Raw genomic sequence first — 16,973 nt, forward strand, 5'->3', positions numbered from 1 at the left:
CACCCCCCCCGCGCCCCCCCCCCCCCGCCCGCGCCCCCCCCCCCGCCCCCCCGCCGCCCCGACCCCCGACCCCGCCCCCCCCCGCCCGCCGGCGGGGCGTCGACCGTGCTGCGTTTCACCAACGAGATGCGTGGCGACAGGGAGCTGCTGCTCGACTGCCTGGCCGGCTGGCACGACCACTTCGAACGGCTGCGGGACGCGCTGGACGGCCGCCCGACCGACTGGCGGCAGTGGACCACCGGCCGGTGGAACGAGCTGCGGGAGCTGTACGCCCGGGACGAGGCGCCCTGGCCGAAATGGGTCCCCTGACCCTGCCCCTGGCCCTGCCCCTGCCCCCTGGCCCTGCCTCCCGGTCAGCGGCGGGCGCGTGACCGCAGGGGCAAGAGGCGGTCACGGCGGGTGAGGCGGGCGCGGCGCGCCCGGCGCTCGGCGGCCTGCCGGTCCAGCTCCTCCATCAGCCTGCGGCCCCGGTGCTCGGGGTCGAGCTCGTCGAGGATCCGGTCGAGCTCGGCGAGCAGCGCCCCGTGCAGCTGCCAGGCGCCGGGGTCGGCGAGCGCGAGGGCGAGGAGCCGGTCGGCGGCGTCGTCCCGGCAGGCCCTGGCCGCCCGCAGTTCGCCCGCCAGCCGGCTCTCCGCCGCCTCGGCCGCCTCGCTGCCGCGGGCGGTGACGAGGACGGCGAAGCTGACGAGGGAGTCGGCGGTGTACTGGGCGGTCTCCCGGACGGCGAGCGCGGCCCGGTCCGGCAGCAGGGCCTGCCCGGCGCGGTGTTTCGCCAGGTCGGTGAGGGTGCGGGCGAGGACCCGCAGGACGACGGCGCTGATCTCCAGGGTGTCGAGGCCGGTGCGGAGCACCACCCGGTGGAGCAGGCCCTCCTTGACGCGCGGGTTGAACCGCAGGCTGTCCTCGGCGGTGCGCAGGGCCGCGTCGACGTCGGCGACGTCGTTGTCGAGGCGGCGGGCCTCGTGGAGCCGGGCGGCGGCCCGCTCGACGGGCGGCGCGCCGGTGAACTCGTCCGCCACGTCGAGGAGCAGCAGCCGCATGCGCCGGGCGAGGTCCTCGATGGACTCGCCGGCGGTGTCGACCCAGACGGGCGGGGCGAGGAACAGGTTGAAGAGCATGCCGACGACAGCGCCGATGAGGGTCTCCAGGACCCGGTCCCAGGCGGTGTCGGAGACCTGCGTGACGCCGAGGACGAGCATGGCGCTGATGGCGACCTCGGGGATGAACTCCTCGACGCGGACGAGCCGGCCGACGAGCAGCGACGCCAGGATCACCAGGGCGAGGCTCCACCAGGAGAGGCCGACGACGGCGCTGAACGCGATGGCGATGAGGACGCCGACGACGACGGAGTTCACCCGCCGCAGGCTGGTGGTGAGGGTGGAGTAGAGCGTGACCTGGACGACCAGGAGGGCGGTGAGGGGCGCCGTGAGGGGGACCGGTTCGCTGCTGAGCCGGAGGGCGACGACGTAGCTGAGGGTGGCCGCGGCCGTGGACCGTACGGTCTGCACGACGAACGGGTCCCGGCGGAGCCTCGCCGCCAGACCGTCCCCCCGGCCCCGTCCCGCTCCACCGCGCGCCACGTCCCACCTCGTCCCGTCGCCTCGCCCGCCCCGGAGGGGCCCTCTGGACGACCGCCTGCCCGGCCGGCCGCGGAGTCATGCGCGGATACGGCCGGGCGGACGCGGGATCACCCGCGCTTCGGCGGCAGGCAGCTCGTGGCCGGCGGCGTGTTCTCGGGCCAGGCGATCTGGACGAAGCGCTGGGTGCCGTCGGGGGCCAGTTCCACGATGGGGACCGCCTTGTTGTACGGGTTGCCGTGGTTGTCGAGGCAGATCCAGCCGCTCGCGCCCTGGACCCGCAGCGAGCCCTTGACCTGCGGCCACTGGGTGCCGACGTCGGCGAGCTCCGGGTAGGGGGCGTCGGCCGGGGTGGCCTGGCGGATCGCGTGGACGGCCGTCGCCATCGCGTCGTACGCGACGATCGCCTGCCCGTCCCGCAGCGGCACCGGCTTCTCGTCGGCGCGGGCGATGTCGGTCAGGAAGGTCTCGAAGGCGACGACCGAGCCGCCGGTCGTCGGCACCGGCCGGCCCGGCGCGGGCTTCCAGGCGTCCGGGTGGGCGAGCGCCGCGTACCGGACGGTCAGCTTCTTGCCGAGGGCCGCGCGGTTCAGCTTGGTGTCGGCGCCGAGGTAGGAGCCCTCGTCGCCGGTGAGGACGGTGAAGGCGCGGTCGGCGCAGCCGCGCGAGCCGAGCGCGTTGATGAACTGGCGGAGCTGGGTGTGGCGGCCGGCGAAGAAGACGGTCTCGGCGCGGGTGTCGCAGATCAGGTGGGTGATCTGGCGGAAGGTGTTGGCGGTGGTGCCCTCCTCGGTGTTGTTCGCGGGCGAGGTGTAGAGCTGCGGCTCGTACGGGGCGCCCTTGAGGGACGTCGCGAAGGCGGTCCGCAGGGTGTCGATGTAGTGGTCGCCGGTGCGGGAGTCCTGGACGAGGATCGCGCGGGCGGCGTCGACCTTGCCGAAGTTCGCCAGTGCCTTCGCCTCGTCGCCGTTGGTGGGGGAGACCCGGGCGAGGCCGGGGAAGGGGTCGCGGCGGGGGCCGTTGGCGAGGTCGTCGGCGGTGATCGTGGTGCCGACGACGGCGATCCCGGCGCCGGTCAGCGCGGCGACCGCCTCCCGCACCTCGGCGGACGAGGTGGCGACGCCGGAGACGGCGCGGAGCCGGTCGGGGGCGCCGGTCATGGCGGTGAGCCGGTCGACGACGGTGCGCCAGTGGGCGTTGCGGTCGCCGGTGTTGGCGAGGACCAGACGGATCTTGGGCGTCTCGCTGTTGGACTCGTGGTTGGCCCGGTACTGGTAGGCGTACGCGCCCTGGAGTTCGCGGAGGATCTTCTCGCCGGTGCCGGGGTCGGTGGCGGTGATCGGGAGGAGGAGGGCGACGGTGGCGTACTCGCCGGCCTTCAGGGTGGCGTTCTCGCGCCCGATGGCGGCGGTGATCGCGGTGAGGGCGGGGACGCGGAAGTCGTGTCCGCCGCCGTCGACGCCGATGCACTCCGTGCTGTTCGCGGGACGGGCGACACCGGCGGCGCAGGAACGGTCCTCCGGTTCGAGGTACGTGTAGAGGCCCCAGCCGCCGAGCCCGACGACGAGGGCGGTGGCGACGAGGGTGCTGAGGAGCTTCTGCCGGGGTGTCCAGAAGAAGCGGCGGCGCAGCCGGTCGAGCATGGCGTCAGACTCCGTCCTCGCGCCCCGGCGGCAGCGAGGGCTGCCGCCAGGCGCGGATGTCCCGCGGCCAGTGGCCGGCCGCGTCCCACAGTGGACCGCTGCCGGTGAGGTGGCGGCCGGAGAGCCGGCGCAGTTCGTGCGCCAGCCGGTCGGCCACCTCCTCGTCGGGCAGCGCGAGCGGATCGGTGAGCAGCCATACGGCGTGCAGCAGCCGCCGGATGGCGAGGTGCAGTTCGGCGGCGTCGGGTCCGAGCCCGTCGGGGAGCGCCGGGTCGGGGTCCTGGCCGAGGGCGACGGCCCGGCGCGGGTCGGGTCCGGTGCGGCCCCGCTCGCGCGGATACGGCGCCGAGGCGACGAACCGGAGCAGGCCGAGCCAGCCGAGGACGTCGGGCCCGGGGAAGGTGAGCCGCAGATGGGCCACGGCCTCGGCGGTGTCGCCGAGGGCGAGGTCGTGGTGGAGCCGGTGCGGCCCCGGCTGCGGCCCGTAGTGGCGGCGCAGGGTCTCGTGGACGGCCCGCCAGGCCGAGTACGCGGGGTGGTCGTCGTCCTCGAAGCGGAGCCGGTGCAGCAGCAGGGCGCGCAGCAGCGGGTCGCCGACGAAGTGGCCGGGGTGGTCGGCCCAGTGCTCGGCGCGCAGCCGGTCGCGGACCCGGAGGGCGACGTCGCCGTCGAGGGATTCGGCGGGCAGCCGGACCTGGGCGAGGCGGCGGGCGGACTCCTCGTCGTGGGCGGCGGCGAGCACCGCGTACGGCCCTGTCCTGGGGACCGGCAGCAGGGCGGCGAGCAGGGCGGGGGCGACCGGCACGGGCGCGGTGTCCTCGCGGAGCTCCACGGCGAGGTCGAGCAGGTCGCCGGGGGTGAGCGTGGCGCGGACGGCGGGCGGCGCCTCGCCGGCGGCGCGGGCGAGCAGGTCGACGCCGAGGGGGCGGCCGCCGGTGAGCCGGTGGACGGCCCGGGAGAGGTCGGCGGGGGCGCGGTCGGCCGGATCGTGGCGGTCGAAGGCGGCGCGGGTCTGGGTGGGGGTGAGCGGGGTGAGCTCGACGGCGAGGAGACCGGAGCCGACCCGGCTGGTGCGCGGGCAGGGCGCCCGGTGGGCGGTCTCGGGCAGCCGGATCCGGGTGGCGTGGCGGAGCGCCTCGTGCTCGGGGAGCCGGGAGGCGGCGAGCACCACGGTGTGGTCGCGGCGGCCGTCGGCACGGGCCCGCAGCACCGGTTCGACCAGGGCGCGGCCGGCCGGTTCGTGCGCGTTGTCAAGGAGCACCAGGGGCCGGCCGACGCGGCTGCCGAGCTTCAGCCCGGTGTAGGCGCGGTGCAGGTCCTCGGTGAGCGTGAGGGTGAGGAAGCCCTCCGCCTCCGCCCGGCGCGGCCCGCCCTGGGCGAAGTCGACGGCGAGCTGCTGGAGTCCGGCCCGGCCGCGCCCGCCGGCGTTGCGGTAGCCGCCGAACCAGTCCTCGGGCGCCTTCCTGAAGACGCCGAAGAACTCCTCGACGACGGTCTCGACGGTCGCCTCGGCGATCAGCCCGGCGAAGGGCGCGCCGGCCTCGGCTGCGGTGCCGGCCAGCTTGGCGAGGACCTTGCCGACCCAGGACGCCGCGGCGGCCCGGCCGGCGTCGACGGTGGCGAGCAGCGGCCCGAGCCGCAGCAGGTCGCGGCGGGCCCGCTCGTCGTCCTCGCGGGTCCAGCCGACCGAGGTGACGGCGACCAGCCCGAGCGACAGCCGCGGGAAGGGCACGGCCCGGAAGGCCTCGCCGCGCGGGGCGAGCTGGAGGGCGAGTTCGGTGAGGGCGCCGGTGACCGGGGACCAGCCCGCGCCGTGGTCGGCGGGCTCCTCGATGGCGGCGCAGTCGAGGAGGGCGAGCGGGGTGAAGCCGCGGTAGCGGTTGCGGATCTCCTTGAGCAGGACCGTCTTGCCCATGCCGCGGCCGCCGGTGAAGACGGTGACCGGCGGGTCCTCGCCGTGTTCGTACGGCACCCGGCCGCGGCCGTACGGTCCGAGTCCGACGAGCCGCGCGGCGAGCCCACGCGCCTCCAGAACCGCCTCGCGGCCGTACAGCTCTCTGTCCACCCGCCACCCCCGTCGCAAGTCAACTCAAGGATATCGACGGTGTGTTGGGAACTGGAGAGTCTTTTCGGGTCTGTTGCTGAGGCGTTGTCACTCCGTGGCGATCGCGTCGAGCTGCGCCCGCAGGTACCGGTGGGACTCGATGCCGTGGATCGTCGTGCCGGGCGTGCACTCGTAGAAGTACACCAGCGACATCAGTTCCTCCGCGGGCGCGTCGGCGGGCGGCGGCAGCACCCGGTGCCGTCCCGAACGCCACCGGCCGCCGGTCCAACCCGCCATCAGGTCACCGATGTTGACGGTGAGGGCGGCCGGGTCGTGGGGCGCGTCCTGCCAGCCGCCGGCGTCGGAGAAGACCTGGAGCCCGCCCTTGCCGGCCTGCCGGTCGAGGAGGGTGACGGTCCCGAAGTCGGTGTGCGGCCCGATCCGGAACTGCCCGGGCTCGGGCGGGCCGGTCCGCTCCCGCGCCGGATACCAGTTGATGTTGAAGCCGAAGGTGGGGTGCCCGGTGTGCCGCGTGAAGAAGTCCCGCTCCTCGCCGAGCGCCGACCCGAGCAGGTCGAGCACCCGGTCCGCCAGCGCCCTCATCTGCGCGAGGTACGCCTCCACCAGCGGCTTGAGCTCCGGAGCCTCGGCGGGCCAGACGTTCGGCAGGAACCACTCCGCGTCCACCGCCGGGTCGCCGGTCGGCTCCTCCGCCGCGAAGGACAGCGACTCCTTCAGGTCGGGCGGGGTCGCGGTCCCCTCCGCGTACCCGTTCGCCTCCGCCCCCGGCCCGAGCCATCCGCGCCCGCCGACCCGCACCGCGTACGGCGCCTTGACGGCGGCCGGCAGGTGGAAGAAGGCGCGGGCGCTCTCCCGGATGGCGGCCGGCAGCGCGGGGTCCACCCCGTGCCCGGACACCAGCAGGAACCCGGCGTCGCGCAGGGCGCGGTCGACGGCGGGCAGCTGGGGCGCGGGGTCGCGGGCGAGGTCGATGGTCGGAAGACGCGCCTCAGTCATGTCCGATGTCCTCGTTCCAGAGGGCGGGGTGCTCCGCGATGAAGGTACGCATGAGCTCGACGCATTCGGGATCGTCGAGGACGACCACCTCGACGCCGTGCGCGGCGAGCCACTCCTGCCCGCCGCGGAAGGTCCGGTCCTCCCCGACGACGACCCGGGAGATCCCGAACTGCCGCACGAGCCCGGAGCAGTACCAGCACGGCGACAGGGTCGTCACCATCGTCGTCCCCCGGTACGAGCGCTGCCGCCCGGCGTCCCGGAAGGCGGCGGTCTCGGCGTGCGCGGAAGGGTCCCCGTCCTGCACCCGCCGATTGCGCCCGCGCCCGAGCAGCACCCCGTCGGCGCCGTAGAGCGCGGCGCCGATGGGCACCCCGCCCTCGCCGCGCCCGCCGCGGGCCTCGTCGAGGGCGGCGGAGAGCCACCGCCGGGCCTGTTCCTGGTCCATGGGGGGAGCCTTCCCCGGCGGACCGGGCCCCTCACACCCCGCGCCGACTCCGTCATCCGTCGGGAGCGGATCCGCGGCGCGGGGGGACGCCCTCGCCGGCGTCCCCGGCCCCCGCCTCAGGCCACCGTGACGCCCGCCCCCTCCTCCTCGTACGCGAACAGCGCCAGGGGCGTCTCGCTCTCGAAGAAGGTCTTGGCCCGGATCAGGGCCTGCTCGTCGGCCCTGATGCGGCCGGGGCGGGAGGCCGTGCCCAGGAGGACGCCGCCGAAGCGCATGCGCATGTAGGCCGCCGAGTTGTGCAGGGCGGTCGTCAGGCCGTCCGCGACGACGTGCTCGTCGTGGGCCATGGCCGTCACGCCCCACAGCGTGCGGCCCGCCATCCGCTGCTTGAAGTCCGAGTCCGGCATGTTCAGCCAGCCCGACCAGTAGTCCAGGTAGCGCTTGGTCTGGGCGGAGAGCGTGTACCAGTAGAGCGGGGAGACGATGACGACGTCGGTGGCCTCCAGCGTGGCCCGGAGCAGCTGCTCCTCCACCTCGCCGGCCCGGTGGCCCGCCTCCTCGTGCCGGCCGTCCTGGAAGTCGGGCAGGTCCAGGGTGTTCAGGTCGACCCAGCGCTGCGGTATGCCGGCCGGCAGGTGGGCGGCGGCCTCGCGGGCCAGGATCTCCGAGTTGCCGTCGGCGCGGGAGCTGCCGAGGACGAAGAGGAACGAGCGGTCAGCGCCGGGCTCGGCGTCGAGGGTCGTCATGTCTGCTGCTCCGGTGGTGTGGGTGGTGCCCTGCCTGTGGGGTGTTCCGGTGCCAACCCGGCCGCCCACGTGGGTATTCCGGCCCCCATCGGTCCTTCCGATCGGTCCCATCGGAAGGACGCCCCAGCAGGCAGTGGACCGACCACCGGCCTCGTCCGTAGCGTCGTCGGCATGAGAAACGAGACCCGCGGAACCCTTGAACTGACCCTCGCCATGGTGCTGTCGGGCACGCTCGGCGTCTTCGTCGTCGAGTCCGGCGCCTCGCCCTTCGAGGTCGTCTTCTTCCGGTGCCTCTTCGGGGCCGTCGCCCTCGGCCTCTACAGCCTCGCCCGCGGGTTCTTCACCGGGCACGGCTTCACCGCCCGCTCGTTCGGACTCGCCGTCCTCGGCGGCGTGTTCATCGTCTTCAACTGGGTGTTCCTCTTCGAGGCGTACGCGGCCACGTCCATCTCGCTCGCCACCGTCGTCTACCACACCCAGCCGTTCTTCCTGGTGCTGCTCAGCGCCCTCTTCCTGCGCGAACGGATCCCCGCCGGCAAGCTCGGCTGGCTGGTCGTCGCCTTCGCCGGGCTCGTGCTGGTCTCCGGGGTGCGGCCGGGCGACACCGCCTCCCTCGCCGGGCTCGGGTACGCGCTCGCCGCCGCCGTCCTCTACGCGCTCGCCACCTTCGTGACCAAGCGGATCACCGGCGTACGGCCGCACCTGATCGCCCTGGTGCAGGTGGCCGCCGGAGTGCCGCTGCTGCTGCCCTTCACCGACCTCGGCGCGGTCTCCGGCCTCGGCGCCGGGTGGGTGTGGCTGGCCGGGCTCGGGCTGATCCACACCGGGCTGATGTACGTCCTCATGTACGCGGCCTACGCCAAGTTGCCCACCCCGAAGATCGCGGTGCTCGCCTTCACCTACCCGGCGGTCGCGATGGGCGTCGACTGGGCGGTGTACGGGCACCACATCGGGCTCGTGCAGGCGCTCGGCGTCCCGCTGATCGTCCTCGCCAGCCTGAAGGTCACTCTCGGGCGAGTCGCCGCGCCTGCTCCACGAACAGTCGCACGTGGGCCGGAAGCCGCTTCCCCCGTCGCCACGCGAGCTGCGTGAAGAGCGTGAACGGCGCCTCCCAGCCGAGCGCCACCAGCGCCCCGGACGCCAGTTCCTCCTGGACGGCGATCCGGGGCAGCAGCGCGATGCCCAGACCGGACGCCACCGCCCGCTTGCTCGCCTCGATCGTGCCGAACTCCAGGAACTCCACGGCCGCCCCGGCGCCCGCCCCGGCCGCCAGCTCCGCCTCGAAGAGGTCCCGGTACGCGCAGCCCGGCTCGGTGCCGATCAGGCCGGCGCCCGCGAGATCGGCGGTGACCAGGTCCGTACGGTCCGCCAGCGGGTGGCCCGGGGCCGCGACCAGGGCCAGCGGCTCCGGCGCCAGCACCTCCGTCTCCAGGCCCTCGTGCTCGGTCTCGGCCTCCATGAGGAAACCGAGGTCGTACGTGCCCTGCCGCAGCGCCTGCCGGGTCGCGTCGCCGAGCGTGGGGCGCAGGGCGAGCCGGACGGCCGGGTGGCGGTGGTGGACGTACTCCAGGAGCGGCGGGAGCCGGTAGGTCGTCAGGGACTCCATGGTGCCGATGGTGATCGTCCCGGCCGCCTCCCCGGCGGCGACCGCCGCCCGCGCCTCCTCGGCCAGCTCGGCCATGCGGCGCGCGTACGGCAGCAGCCGCTCACCGGCCCCGGTCAGCCGGATCCGGCCCCCGAGCCGCTCGAACAGCTCGGTGCCGAGGGACGACTCCAGCGCCTTGACCTGCGAGGTCACGCTGGACTGGGCGTAGCCGAGCTCGGCGGCGGCGCGGGTGAAGGAGAGGACTTCGGCGACCTTCTCGAAGGTGGCGAGGAGGCGCAGTTCCATCAGCTCTCCTTGTCCTCGCCCTCTTCACGGCGCCCCTCGGGGCGGTTCTCGGGGCGCTTCGGTCCGTCCTCGCCGCGCTCCGGCTCCTCCTCGCGGCGGCGGAGGTCGTCCTCCCACTCCTGGAACATCGCGGCGTCGCGCCCCTCGGCGGACGGCTTCCGGGGCTTCTCGTCGCCCAGCGACTTCAGGAATTCGGGGTTGTCGTCCGGGGCCACCCAGCCGCCCCGGCCGCCGCGCCCGCCGCGGGCCGTGGTCTGCCGCGCCTTCCCGGCGAAGAGCCACACGACCGGTCCGACCACCCAGAACAGCAGGATGATGACGACCCAGACCACCTTGGGCAGGTGCTTGACCTCGTCCTCGGGGGTGTTCAGGCAGTCGATGAAGGCGTAGATCGTCAGCGCCAGCGGCAGAAGGATCATCAGTGCCCTGAGCATGTGGAGCAGCCCCCTGGAAGCGGTGGCGGGGGCGCGTCGAACCGGCCCCGGTGACGAGTCCAGCCTAGCCGGTGACCGATACTTGCCCGTATGGCTTACGACGATCTCCGCTCGCTGCTCAGGGCCCTTGAGCGCGAAGGCGACCTCAAGCGCATCAAGGCCGAAGTCGACCCGTACCTGGAGGTCGGGGAGATCGTCGACCGGGTGAACAAGGCGGGCGGGCCCGCGCTCCTCTTCGAGAACGTGAAGGGCTCCGCCATGCCCCTCGCGATGAACGTCTTCGGCACGGACCGCAGGCTCCTCAAGGCGCTCGGCCTGAAGTCGTACGAGGAGATCAGCGAGAAGATCGGCGGGCTGCTCAAGCCCGAGCTCCCGCACGGCTTCGTCGGCGTCCGGGAGGCGTTCGGCAAGCTGGGCTCGATGGTCCACGTGCCGCCGAAGAAGGTGAAGGACGCGCCCGTGCAGGAGGTGGTCCTCACCGGCGACGACGTCGACCTCGACCTCCTCCCCGCGCTCTTCACCTGGCCGAAGGACGGCGGCTCCTTCTTCAACCTGGGCCTCACCCACACCAAGCACCCCGAGACCGGCGTGCGGAACCTGGGGCTCTACCGGCTCCAGCGGCACGACAAGCGCACCATCGGCATGCACTGGCAGATCCACAAGGACAGCCGGAACCACTACGCGTTCGCCGCCGAGCGCGGCGAGCGGCTGCCGGTCGCGATCGCCTTCGGCTGCCCGCCGGCCGTCACGTACGCCTCCACCGCCCCGCTCCCCGGCGACATCGACGAGTACCTCTTCGCCGGCTTCGTGCAGGGCAAGCGGATCGAGATGGTCGACTGCAAGACCGTCCCGCTCCAGGTCCCGGCGCAGGCCGAGGTCGTGATCGAGGGCTGGCTGGAGCCGGGCGAGATGCTGCCGGAGGGACCCTTCGGCGACCACACCGGCTTCTACACGCCGCAGGAACCGTTCCCCGCGCTGAAGATCGACTGCGTCACCATGCGGAAGCGCCCGCTGCTCCAGTCGATCGTGGTCGGCCGGCCGCCGACCGAGGACGGACCCCTCGGCCGGGCGACGGAGCGCTTCTTCCTGCCGCTCCTCAAGATCATCGTGCCGGACATCGTCGACTACCACCTGCCGGAGTCGGGCGGCTTCCACAACTGCGCGATCGTCTCGATCGACAAGAAGTACCCGAAGCACGCGCAGAAGGTCATGCACGCCATCTGGGGCGCCCACATGATGTCGCTGACCAAGCTGATCATCGTGGTCGACAAGGACTGCGACGTGCACGACCTCCACGAGGTCTCCTGGCGGGCGCTGGGCAACACCGACTACGCACGCGACCTGACGGTCGTCGAGGGCCCGGTGGACCACCTGGACCACGCCTCGTACCAGCAGTTCTGGGGCGGCAAGGCGGGCATCGACGCCACGAAGAAGCTGCCGGAGGAGGGCTACACCCGGGACGGCGGCTGGCCGGACATGGTGGAGTCGGACCCGGCGACGGCGGCCCTGGTGGACCGCCGCTGGAAGGAGTACGGGCTGTGACCACGGCCGCCGTCCCGGGCGCCCAGCCGGGGCGCACGAAGGCGTTCCTCCGGCTCGTGATGATCGAGCACTCGGTCTTCGCGCTGCCCTTCGCCTACATCGCCTCGCTCACCGCGATGTTCCAGCTGGACCGGAAGATCGACTGGTGGACGCTCTTCCTCGTCACCGTCTGCATGGTCGGCCTGCGGACCTTCGCGATGGCCTGCAACCGGATCATCGACCGCGAGATCGACGCGCGTAATCCGCGCACCGCCAACCGCGAGCTGGTCACCGGCGCGGTGTCGGTGCGGTCCGCGTGGACCGGGGCCGGGATCGCGGTCGTCGTCTTCCTCGGCGCGGCGGCGCTGCTCAACCCGCTCTGCCTGGCGCTCGCGCCGCTGGCCGTCATCCCGATGGTGGTCTACCCGTACGGCAAGCGGTTCACGAACTTCCCGCACGCCATCCTGGGCCTCGCCCAGGCGATCGGCCCGATCGGCGCCTGGCTCGCGGTGACCGGGGAGTGGTCCTGGGACGCGGTCGTCCTGGGCCTCGCGGTCGGCATCTGGATCGGCGGCTTCGACCTGATCTTCGCCTGCCAGGACGTCCAGGCGGACCGGGCGCAGGGCGTGATGTCGGTACCGGCCCGCTTCGGCATCCCGGCGGCGCTGTGGGGCGCCCGCGCCTCCGCCGTCGTCACCACCGGCCTGCTGGTCTGGTACGCGCTGGCCACCGACGCCGGCCTGTTCTTCTGGATCGGCCTGGTGATCGTGGCCGCGGCCTTCTGCTACGAGCACTCGATCGTGAAGCCGCACGACCTGTCGAGGCTGAACAGGGCCTTCTTCACGACGAACGGCTTCATCGGCATCTCCCTCTTCGTCTGCGCCCTGCTCGACCTGCTGGTCCGCGGGCTCACCCTCTAGGCTCGGCGCCATGAACGACGGCAAGCGCACCCCGTGGGTCGTGGGGGTTTCCGGGGCGTCGGGGACGCCGTACGCCGCGTCCGTGCTCAGGGGGCTGCTCGCCGCGGGGGAGAGCGTCGATCTGGTGGTGTCGCGGGCCTCGCGGCTGACCCTGCTCGACGAGACGGGGATCGGCTTCCGGGACGCGCACTGGCGCGAGGACCTGGCGGCCTGGCTGGCGCGGGGCGCGGACGGGAAGCCGGACGCCTTCGACGTGCCGGTGGAGTCGCTGGACGACGTGCGGTACTGGGCGGCCGGCGACCTGGCGGCGGGGCCGTCCTCGGGGTCGTACCCGGCGAAGGGGATGCTGATCGTGCCGGCCTCGACCGCCGCGGTGGCGGGAGTGGCGCTCGGTCTGTCGAAGGACCTGCTGCAGCGGGTGGCGAGCGTGACGCTCAAGGAGCGGCGTCCGCTGGTCGTCGTGGTGCGGGAGACCCCGCTGAGCGGGCAGACGCTGAAGCAGATGGTGGCGCTGGACGAGGCGGGCGCCGTGGTGCTGCCCGCCTCTCCGGCGTTCTACGCGGGTGCGACGCACATCCAGGACCTGGTGGACTTCGTCGCGGGGCGGACGCTCGACGCGGCAGGGGTGCCGCACGAGCTGTACCGCCGGTGGCGGGGGGAACTCGGAGGAGGAGCTCCGGGGGTTCCCCGTGCCGGTTAGCGCTTCTTCGCGGCCTTCTTCGGGGCCCGCTTCGAGGCGGAGGCGGTCTGGTGGGCACGCGAGCGGTTGGCCAGGTCCTGCAGCTCGCGCATACGGGCGTAGGCCATCTCGATCGTGTACACGGTGTTCTCACTCCTGAAAGATCGTCTTTGATCTGCTGAAAGATTCGCAGGGTGACGGCCCTGCATGCCTTAGATTCTACACCTAAACTTGCGGTATCGCTGGACAATGGAAGGTCGTATACCTATGGACGCCGTGGACAGGCAGCTCATCCAGGCCCTGCGCGAGAACGGCCGCGCCTCGTACGCCGAGCTGGGACGGCTCGTCGGGCTCTCCGGCCCCTCCGTCACCGACCGCATCAACCGCCTGGAGGCGGCCGGGGTCATCACCGGCTACCGCGCCACCGTCGACGCCGCCTCGCTCGGCCTCGGCGTCACCGCCCTCATCGGCATCTCCCTCTCCGACGCCGCCGACCACGAGGACGTGGCCCGCCGGCTGAAGGACCTCGCCGAGATCGAGGACTGCTGGTTCATCGCCGGCGACGACTCCTTCATGCTCAAGGTCCGCGCCAACGACGTCGACGGACTGGAGAAGACGATCCGCCGGCTCAGCGGCACCAAGGGCGTCTCCCGCACCCGGACGACGATCGTGCTCTCCACGAAGTGGGAGAACCGGGTCGGGGACCTGCCCGAGGAGGGCTGAGAGTACGGTGGGTGAGCCTTGGTTTCGGAGATAAAGGGAGGCGGCCGTACATGGACGCGGGACTCAAGCGCGAACTTGAGCAGAAGGTCCGGGACGGTGAGCGGCTGAGCCGTGAGGACGGCATCGCCCTGTACGAGTCCGACGACCTCGCCTGGCTCGGCGGTCTGGCCCACGAGGTCCGGACCCGCAAGAACGGCGACGTGGTCCACTTCAATGTCAACCGGCATCTGAACATGACCAACGTCTGCACCGCCTCCTGCGCCTACTGCTCCTTCCAGCGCAAGCCGGGCGAGAAGGACGCGTACACCATGCGCATCGAGGAGGCCGTGCGCCTCGCGAAGGCGATGGAGAGCGAGAACCTCACCGAGCTCCACATCGTCAACGGGCTCCACCCGAACCTGCCCTGGCGGTACTACCCGCGGTCGCTCTCCGAGCTGAAGAAGGCGCTCCCGAACGTCTCCCTCAAGGCGTTCACCGCCACCGAGATCCACCACTTCGAGACCATCTCGGGGATGTCCGCCTCCGACATCCTCGACGAGCTGATCGACGCCGGTCTGGAGTCCCTGACCGGCGGCGGCGCCGAGATCTTCGACTGGGAGGTCCGGCAGCACATCGTGGACCACCGCACCCACTGGGAGGACTGGTCGCGGATCCACCGCCTCGCCCACGAGAAGGGCCTGAAGACCCCCTCGACGATGCTGTACGGGCACATCGAGGAGCCGCGCCACCGCGTCGACCACGTGCTGCGGCTGCGGGAGCTCCAGGACGAGACCGGCGGTTTCCAGGTCTTCATCCCGCTGCGCTACCAGCACGACTTCGTGGACATGCAGGACGGCAAGGTCCGCAACAAGCTGCAGGCGCGGACGACGATGGCGACCGGCGCGGAGGCGCTGAAGACCTTCGCGGTCTCCCGGCTCCTCTTCGACAACGTGCCGCACGTCAAGGTCTTCTGGGTCATGCACGGCGTGCAGACCGCCCAGCTCGCGCTCCAGCACGGCGCCGACGACATGGACGGCTCGGTGGTCGAGTACAAGATCACGCACGACGCCGACAACTACGGCACGCCGAACAAGCTCACCCGCGAGGACCTGCTGGAGCTGATCCGCGACGCGGGCTTCCGGCCGGTCGAGCGGAACACCCGGTACGAGATCATCCGCGAGTACCCGGGACCGGACGCGGACCGGCGGGAGACGCCGCAGGCGATGCGCGTCTGACGTCCCTCCACGCGGGAGAGGCCCGGCGGGGGATCCCCGCCGGGCCTCTCTGCGTCCGCTACGCCTTCGTGTGCTCCACCGGGATCCACAGCTCCGCCGCCGCCGTCCGCCAGTCCGCCGACGGGCGGACGGAGAGGATCTCCGGGCCGGGGCGGCTCTCGTACGGGTTCGACGGGAACCACTCGGTGAAGACGTCCCGCCACAGGTACTGGAGCGCCTGCGGGTAGGGACCTTCGTTCTCGAAGACGGCCCAGGTGCCGGCGGGGACGCGGAGGGTCTCGTACTCCTCCGGGGGCGCCTCCGGGCCGGTCACCGCGCCGTACCAGTGGTCGAGCTCGGCGCCCTCCTCGCGGCTGTCGGTGAGGTGGACGACCGCCGAGACGAGCCCGGCGGGCTCCCCGGCGGACAGGCCGGCCAGCCGGGCCAGCGCCTCCTGGCCGAGGCCGCGGATCTGGGCGGCGATCGCCGGGTTCTCGCCCTCGTGGACGAGCGGGACCCTGGCCCTGCTGCCGGTGATCCCGAAGGCGTCCCGGGTCGTGACGCGGTACTTCATGCTGCTGTTCCCTTCGACGACGAGGCGGAAGGACATGCGCGGCTGGGCGGTGAGCACGGCGCCGGTGCGGCGGGCCTCGCCGGGCCCGATGCCGTGCACCGCGCGGAACGCGCGGGCGAACGCCTCGCCGGAGCCGTAGCCGTAGCGCACGGCGATCTCCAGGAGCGTCCGCTCCCCGGCGAGCACCTCGGCGCCGGCGACGGTGAGCCGCCTGCGCCGCACGTACTCCGACAGCGGCATCCCGGCCAGGGCCGAGAAGAGCCGCCGGAAGTGGTACTCGGAGGTCGTCGCGATCCGGGCCAGCTCGGCCGGGTCGAGGTCGCCGTCGAGGCGGGCCTCGATGTGGTCGAGGGCCCGGTTCAGTCCGTCCAGCACGCCCGGTCCTTCCTGTTTCCTGCGTTGTCCTCACCGTAGGAACGGGGTGCGGTCCGGCACCCGACAATCCGTGCCCGGTCAGGTCAGGGGCAGCAGCATGGTGATGTCGTCGCGGTCGTCGCCGGGGGCCACGCGGATGGCGCCGGGGACGCGTCCGACCTCCTTGTAACCGGCCTTCGCGTAGAAGGCGTCGACGCCGGTGCCACCGCGGACCCCGAGCCGGATGGCCTCGATCGCCTCGAAGCCGGGGGCGGTGCGGGCGGTGTGCTCGACGGCCGCCATCAGATCGCGGCCGTACCCCTTGCCCTGGTGCTTCGGGTGGACCATCACCGTGTACAGCCACACCCAGTGGGTCATCAGGCGGTGGCCGTTGAAGGCGTAGACGGCGGTGGCGGCGACGTCGCCGTCCGCGTCCCGGCCGACCAGGAGGCGATGGGTGCCCTGCGTCATGCCCGACAGGTGCTTGAGGAGGGCGGGGCGGATGTCGTCGTGGGTGACGGGCGGGACGAAGCCGACGGCCCCGCCGGCGTTGGTGACGTCGGCCCAGAGGGCGAGGATGCCGTCGGTCAGGGCCCGGTCGACGGCCGGATCGGCCTCAAAGGTAAGGGTCATAACTCGATAGTATCTATTACTCCACCTGGCCCTCAAGGGCTTTCGGACCCGCCCGCCCCCGACCCCGCCTCCGGCGCGGACCCCGCGCCGTGCTTCACTGGGGGACGCTCGTCCCGTAATGGGAAGGTTCGGAACCCCAGAACGTCGGAACCCCGGAACGAAAGAGTGGGTCATGCTCCGCTACTCGCTGATGCGGCTCGGCATCTTCGCCGGGTGCTTCCTCGCCCTGTGGGGCCTCGTCTACGTCGGCGCGCTGCCGCGCGGCCTCGGCGACTCCAACCTCCTGTGGGTCCTCCTCCTCTCCATCGTCGTCTCGGCCCCCCTGAGCTTCGTCCTGCTCCGCAAGCAGCGCGACAGCCTGAGCGCCGAGATCGTCGAGAAGGTCGACCGCGCCAAGGGCCGCCTCCACGAGAACCGCACCCGCGAGGACGCGGTCTGAGCCGCTTGCCCGTCACGACGGGCGCCATAAGGACCGCGTAAGGTTCCTCACAGATCACCCGCCCCTGGTGTGAGCTTCATGGCTCCCATCAGGGGCGTTCTGTGTTTCGGGTGGGGTGGGGCGGAAGGCGATCTCAAAGA

At 72.7% G+C, this 16,973-nt stretch carries 19 protein-coding genes; 8 read left to right on the plus strand and 11 right to left on the minus strand.

Annotated elements, in window-relative coordinates; all coding sequences use genetic code 11:
* The first annotated feature begins 105 nt into the window (after positions 1 to 105).
* Positions 106 to 309 (plus strand): hypothetical protein, encoded by a 204-nt coding sequence (locus ACFW1I_RS20795; RefSeq protein ID WP_384671965.1) that lies wholly within the window; start codon positions 106 to 108, stop codon positions 307 to 309.
* A 44-nt stretch (positions 310 to 353) separates the two neighbouring features.
* On the opposite strand, the gene ACFW1I_RS20800 is transcribed toward ACFW1I_RS20795, so the two are convergent.
* The 6 genes from ACFW1I_RS20800 to ACFW1I_RS20825 all read right to left on the minus strand — a co-directional run bounded on the left by ACFW1I_RS20800 (position 354) and on the right by ACFW1I_RS20825 (position 7,472).
* Complete coding sequence (locus tag ACFW1I_RS20800; protein ID WP_346170226.1) at positions 354 to 1,508, minus strand: aromatic acid exporter family protein; 1,155 nt, start codon at positions 1,506 to 1,508, stop codon at positions 354 to 356.
* A 179-nt stretch (positions 1,509 to 1,687) separates the two neighbouring features.
* Complete coding sequence (locus ACFW1I_RS20805) at positions 1,688 to 3,220, minus strand: ABC transporter substrate-binding protein (protein ID WP_384671967.1); 1,533 nt, start codon at positions 3,218 to 3,220, stop codon at positions 1,688 to 1,690.
* Between the two features lie 4 nt (positions 3,221 to 3,224).
* Positions 3,225 to 5,285: a hypothetical protein gene (locus ACFW1I_RS20810; RefSeq protein WP_384671969.1), complete on the minus strand. Its 2,061-nt coding sequence runs from the start codon at positions 5,283 to 5,285 to the stop codon at positions 3,225 to 3,227.
* Between the two features lie 87 nt (positions 5,286 to 5,372).
* Positions 5,373 to 6,281, minus strand: a complete 909-nt coding sequence (locus tag ACFW1I_RS20815; RefSeq protein WP_384671972.1) for an isopenicillin N synthase family dioxygenase — start codon at positions 6,279 to 6,281, stop codon at positions 5,373 to 5,375.
* Positions 6,274 to 6,726, minus strand: coding sequence for a nucleoside deaminase (locus tag ACFW1I_RS20820; protein ID WP_384671974.1), 453 nt, complete (start codon positions 6,724 to 6,726; stop codon positions 6,274 to 6,276). Before ACFW1I_RS20820 ends, ACFW1I_RS20815 begins: the two co-directional genes overlap by 8 nt.
* Before the next feature lie 116 nt (positions 6,727 to 6,842).
* On the minus strand, positions 6,843 to 7,472 hold the full coding sequence (locus tag ACFW1I_RS20825) for a flavodoxin family protein (RefSeq protein ID WP_384671976.1): 630 nt from the start codon (positions 7,470 to 7,472) through the stop codon (positions 6,843 to 6,845).
* Positions 7,473 to 7,643: 171 nt separating this feature from the next.
* Between ACFW1I_RS20825 and ACFW1I_RS20830 the strand changes: the two genes are divergently transcribed.
* A complete protein-coding gene (locus ACFW1I_RS20830; protein WP_384671979.1) occupies positions 7,644 to 8,564 on the plus strand; it encodes a DMT family transporter in 921 nt (306 codons plus the stop codon).
* Here the strand turns inward: ACFW1I_RS20830 and ACFW1I_RS20835 are convergent.
* Positions 8,476 to 9,363, minus strand: a complete 888-nt coding sequence (locus ACFW1I_RS20835) for a LysR family transcriptional regulator (protein WP_384671981.1) — start codon at positions 9,361 to 9,363, stop codon at positions 8,476 to 8,478. The genes ACFW1I_RS20830 and ACFW1I_RS20835 overlap by 89 nt on opposite strands.
* Positions 9,363 to 9,797, minus strand: a complete 435-nt coding sequence (locus ACFW1I_RS20840) for a PLD nuclease N-terminal domain-containing protein (RefSeq protein WP_384671983.1) — start codon at positions 9,795 to 9,797, stop codon at positions 9,363 to 9,365. Before ACFW1I_RS20840 ends, ACFW1I_RS20835 begins: the two co-directional genes overlap by 1 nt.
* Positions 9,798 to 9,887: 90 nt before the next feature.
* On the opposite strand from ACFW1I_RS20840, the gene ACFW1I_RS20845 reads away from it, so the two are divergent.
* From ACFW1I_RS20845 to ACFW1I_RS20855, 3 genes are read left to right on the plus strand one after another with little or no spacing between them, the layout of a single operon-like run.
* Complete coding sequence (locus tag ACFW1I_RS20845) at positions 9,888 to 11,339, plus strand: menaquinone biosynthesis decarboxylase (protein WP_384671985.1); 1,452 nt, start codon at positions 9,888 to 9,890, stop codon at positions 11,337 to 11,339.
* Entirely contained in the window at positions 11,336 to 12,238 is a 903-nt protein-coding gene (gene mqnP, locus ACFW1I_RS20850) for a menaquinone biosynthesis prenyltransferase MqnP (RefSeq protein ID WP_384671988.1), read from the plus strand. Before ACFW1I_RS20845 ends, mqnP begins: the two co-directional genes overlap by 4 nt.
* 10 nt (positions 12,239 to 12,248) lie before the next feature.
* Positions 12,249 to 12,938 (plus strand): UbiX family flavin prenyltransferase, encoded by a 690-nt coding sequence (locus ACFW1I_RS20855; protein WP_384671990.1) that lies wholly within the window; start codon positions 12,249 to 12,251, stop codon positions 12,936 to 12,938.
* Here ACFW1I_RS20855 and ACFW1I_RS20860 read toward each other — a convergent pair.
* Complete coding sequence (locus tag ACFW1I_RS20860; RefSeq protein WP_267883599.1) at positions 12,935 to 13,060, minus strand: hypothetical protein; 126 nt, start codon at positions 13,058 to 13,060, stop codon at positions 12,935 to 12,937. The two genes, ACFW1I_RS20855 and ACFW1I_RS20860, sit on opposite strands and share 4 nt — an antisense overlap.
* Positions 13,061 to 13,184: 124 nt before the next feature.
* Between ACFW1I_RS20860 and ACFW1I_RS20865 the strand changes: the two genes are divergently transcribed.
* Both ACFW1I_RS20865 and mqnE read left to right on the plus strand, forming a co-directional pair.
* Complete coding sequence (locus tag ACFW1I_RS20865) at positions 13,185 to 13,640, plus strand: Lrp/AsnC family transcriptional regulator (protein ID WP_031013392.1); 456 nt, start codon at positions 13,185 to 13,187, stop codon at positions 13,638 to 13,640.
* A gap of 50 nt (positions 13,641 to 13,690) precedes the next feature.
* The gene (gene mqnE / locus ACFW1I_RS20870; protein ID WP_384671993.1) at positions 13,691 to 14,854 is read left to right on the plus strand and encodes an aminofutalosine synthase MqnE; all 1,164 of its coding nucleotides are present in this window, start codon (positions 13,691 to 13,693) and stop codon (positions 14,852 to 14,854) included.
* A 58-nt stretch (positions 14,855 to 14,912) separates the two neighbouring features.
* Here the strand turns inward: mqnE and ACFW1I_RS20875 are convergent, their stop codons facing one another.
* Both ACFW1I_RS20875 and ACFW1I_RS20880 read right to left on the minus strand, forming a co-directional pair.
* Positions 14,913 to 15,782 carry a helix-turn-helix domain-containing protein gene (locus ACFW1I_RS20875; protein WP_384671995.1) on the minus strand — a complete coding sequence of 290 codons (870 nt, stop codon included), beginning with the start codon at positions 15,780 to 15,782 and terminating at the stop codon, positions 14,913 to 14,915.
* A 78-nt stretch (positions 15,783 to 15,860) separates the two neighbouring features.
* Positions 15,861 to 16,394 carry a GNAT family N-acetyltransferase gene (locus ACFW1I_RS20880; protein ID WP_384671997.1) on the minus strand — a complete coding sequence of 178 codons (534 nt, stop codon included), beginning with the start codon at positions 16,392 to 16,394 and terminating at the stop codon, positions 15,861 to 15,863.
* A 172-nt stretch (positions 16,395 to 16,566) separates the two neighbouring features.
* Between ACFW1I_RS20880 and ACFW1I_RS20885 the strand changes: the two genes are divergently transcribed.
* Positions 16,567 to 16,833 (plus strand): DUF4229 domain-containing protein, encoded by a 267-nt coding sequence (locus ACFW1I_RS20885; protein WP_384672000.1) that lies wholly within the window; start codon positions 16,567 to 16,569, stop codon positions 16,831 to 16,833.
* Positions 16,834 to 16,973: the final 140 nt, after the last annotated feature.

Origin of the sequence: Streptomyces sp. NPDC058955 (genome assembly GCF_042741435.1) — a bacterium.
Taxonomy (GTDB): Bacteria; Actinomycetota; Actinomycetes; order Streptomycetales; family Streptomycetaceae; genus Streptomyces.